Consider the following 3,136-nt stretch of genomic DNA (forward strand, 5'->3'; position numbering starts at 1 on the left):
CTGTATTTTGGTGTCAATGATCGTTTGAATATGTTAACAATGTCATACGCTATGAAACTCCAGTACAGATGTACTTTTATAGACTCCAATTTCCTGCCTGGCAGCTTATTGATGTACCATTCCCCTTTTGCTTCTTCGAACAATGTCTCTATCAGCCATCGGTCTCTGTAATCTTCAATAACCTGTTCTGGTGACGTATCGAAGACATTTGTCAGCCAGATATGCAGTGTTTCCTTCTTGTTTTTCCCTATCACCTCTATATTTGCCTTGTAACCATCTATTTTATATTTTTTCCCTCTACCACTGCCGACAACTTCGATCATTGATATTCTGTTCAGAACTCTGGTTATGGAAGCTGCAGGTTTCTTGGATTTACTAAATGCCTCCCCATATTTTTGTTCATACAAATCAAGCAGTTCTCGCGCGGCGTATAACCCTGGATGCTCTTCCAGAAGTAGGAGAAGCTTATCGTTCTTTGATAATTGCATTTTTTTCTTCACCACAACCACTCGTACCGGAGATCCGTCTGAAAACGAAGACATGCAGTCCGCAATCTTCACTGGCTCTTTTTTCGCATCTCGTTTCCGCTTTGAAGTCTTTCCGTTGGCGGTTTTTGGCTCGTATTCGTTTGTTTCCAGCGTTACTTCCCTGAATTTATCGTCTTCAAGTTCGGTAGCCTCTTTAAATAAATAAGTCCCCCTCTTTCCCATTGTGACGAACTCTATCTTCTTTTTTCCTTTCTTTTCCTTCCCCAACCATTCGAAGTTCGTTTCATCGTAAAATCCACGATCGACGTATATCCTTTTTATTCTTCTCCCGGTAATTTCCATCGACTTCTCAATCATTTTCGTTAATTTGGGTCCATCTGCGTCATTCATGGGGTGCACCTCAAAGTAAATCGGTATTCGATGCACAACATCATATATCACGAACAGTTTGTAGCCGTTCGCAGTCTCTTTCTTGATATAATCGTAGACCTCGCCAGAATTCTCGTAAGTATCGCCATCCACATATAATTTAGTGCTATCACACGCAACGATCTCACCAGTCACGAATCCGAGTATTCCCATCCACTGAATGATTGTTTGATATGCTTTTTGCAGTTCTTCCTCCTTGTATCGCCTAATATCTTCTTCAAGCGTGCTTTTACTCGGTGTTCTGTCCCCGTCAAGCGTGCATACCATCTGCAAGAAGAGATCATCTTCCAGTTCTTCATCCACACCGTACGCGTTCTTAAAGCCCAGTATTGCCTTGACGATGAATGAAATACTGATTTGCAGCGGTGTGAAGACGCAATTATCCCTCTTTTCCACATTCATGTCTTCCAGAATGTTAACGATGCCCAAACCATAGAGAACGTAGAGCATGAGGTCAAATCCAGCCCATTTAGTCGCGGTTCGCTGTATTTCACCATTAAATCGTGTTAACTTATTTAATTCTATTGATCTACTGATTCGCGGAAGACGACCGTTCCCAAAATAACATTTTGTGAACAACACGACGCGAAATCTCGTTAGATCCCCAAAGTCTGTGTTGCCAATAATGTAAGAGATTAATTCCTCGAAAAAGCGGTTGAAATCGCAACCCATTCGTTCTCTGAACTTTGTTACAGTCCCTTTTGCTGGCACATTCTCAAAACCTATCCGCTTCATCCACGACTTGTTTGAGGAAAGAAAAGCAAGCGCTTCTTCTATCTTCATTCTCGCCAGTTTTACGAAGAGAAAAAATGTGATCATCGATGCAGCAGTATAGTCTCGCCCGTCGTACCTCCTGAGCTCTTCCTTTGCAGTGAGCCAGATGAGAACATCGCCAAAAAAACGGCCAATCGACCGTATTCCATGTTTGTGCCGTCTGCCAAGAAATATCCAGAGCTCCAGTATGTATCGCAGACATCCCCAATTGTAAGAATCGAAATTGAAATTGTTTAACTCATTCTTTGTCCTGAATAGCGCGTCGAATTGTTCATGGAATTCGTTTTCTCCATCCATGCTCTGGCTATATGTGGGAGAAGGTATATAACTTTTATTCTGTACTGAGTTTTTTTGTGAGTTTTGATGAAAAGGAAGGACTAAGTTTGTGTGAGGAAACCACCCGGGATTTTAGAATTAAGAACTTCCACCAGCAGGTCGTGAGACTCGCCTTCAAATGGGTAAATATGCGTAGCCAGAGGAAAAGCTACAAATAGACTCAGTTTCTCTGTTTCATCCTATTTAATCCACTTCCAAAAGACTCGAAGATATATCATTCGCTATACAACCTGAACCCGTGTAGGGGGTGTGCTTCGGAAGCCGGATATGGGAAATCTTCACGTCCGGTTCTAAAGGGGGGTTTAATAGTAACCTCAGGACTATTACTCCTAACAAGAGGTGCGCTATGGGTATGGGCTCTACTCGACAGGGGCGCGGAGGGAAAATAAATGGTTAAATGCTTTTAGCGTGCCTCTGCATCCTGCCTTCGGCGATACTGGCTTCGCCGCATGCTTTCGCAGACCGTATTCCGCGGTTATTGTTCTTGCCAGAGAGTACCGGATCGCAATCGGGAGACCAATCAGCATATCGGAGTAGTTACTTATGGACTAATTTCCCAATCAATTTCTTAATGTCTACCCCAACTCCCATGAAATTTGGCTGTAATATGACGCTATCCTTTGCCTTTTCCAGCAACGTCTCTTCAGTATCTGATTTTCCTTTGAGTTCTCTCAAAAACTGTAGAATCTCTGCTTCAGTCTTATTTTCAGAGTATATGGTACCTAACAAATCTTTTACATTATATACGTTCTCTGACCCCTCAGGCAGGTATTCTTCGACCCCTAGTCCCTCCAATCTGATCAAATGTTCGTAACCCGACGTGATTTCAGGATTATCCGGCATAGGAACTTTTTCAATAAATTTTAGTTTTTCAAAGCTTCTGTTTATCTCTCTGAGGGTAGATAGGATCGCTGAAAAATAATCCCTTTTCTGTACGCCATCTACATAGATATATATACTTTTGGCATCGTCATCTGATTTGATTACGGCGATGGACTTAAACGCAGTATCCTCCAGAACTACGCCAGTTCTCCATCGTAATTCATCTTTTATGTCTTTATTCTTCTTTACAATGAATCTGGGCATCACCGATCTGGGAAAGAAATCAT

At 42.1% G+C, this 3,136-nt stretch carries 2 protein-coding genes; both read right to left on the bottom strand.

Annotated elements, in window-relative coordinates:
- On the bottom strand, positions 1-1,988 hold a 1,988-nt coding region (locus K8S15_11770; GenBank protein ID MCD4776712.1), incomplete at its 3' end, for a transposase.
- Positions 1,989-2,564: 576 nt separating this feature from the next.
- A partial coding sequence (locus tag K8S15_11775) for a hypothetical protein (protein ID MCD4776713.1) occupies positions 2,565-3,136 on the bottom strand: 572 nt, incomplete at its 5' end.

The organism is Candidatus Aegiribacteria sp. (assembly GCA_021108005.1).
GTDB lineage: Bacteria > Fermentibacterota > Fermentibacteria > Fermentibacterales > JCC-6 > Aegiribacteria.